Source organism: Corallococcus praedator (genome assembly GCF_003612125.1).
GTDB lineage: Bacteria > Myxococcota > Myxococcia > Myxococcales > Myxococcaceae > Corallococcus > Corallococcus praedator.
In genome coordinates this window covers 1-430 of record NZ_RAWI01001122.1, presented here as the reverse complement: position 1 = coordinate 430, position 430 = coordinate 1, and the positions used below count along the sequence as shown (strand labels likewise).

The following is a 430-nucleotide window of genomic DNA, read 5'->3' as shown; positions in this document are numbered from 1 at the left end:
GAGGGAACGCGTCGCGGATGGCGACGACCAGGCGGTTGACGTCCACCAGCGTGTCGCCGATGGCGGGGGCCATCGTCTCCCAGAGGGACAGGTCCGCGCCGTCGTCGGGTTCAGCGGTGGTGGGCTCGTACTTCACGACGTTCAGGTGGCCCAACCGGTCGATGGCGATCGCGGCCGCCTGGTAGACCTTGCGCAGCCGTGCCGCGAAGTCCCGATCCATCAGGGACTCGAGCAGCGTTTCCAGGCGGGGAGGCAGGGCATCCTGCGGAGGGCGGTTCTTCGGCGCGACCATGGCGCGCCACCCTAACCCAGCCACCCCGTGCGCGGCAGAAGCTGGCGGGTGGGGACCTTCTCCGGGCTTTCCAGCGTACAGTGGTTGAACGGGGAGAATGCATGACAGTGCGCAACCATCGCAGGCGGTGGGTGACGG

General features: G+C 68.6%; 1 pseudogene. It reads right to left on the bottom strand.

Going from position 1 to position 430, the window contains the following annotated elements:
* A pseudogene (locus D7Y13_RS43335) lies at positions 1-292 on the bottom strand (hypothetical protein); the annotation flags it as partial.
* Between the last annotated feature and the right edge of the window lie 138 nt (positions 293-430).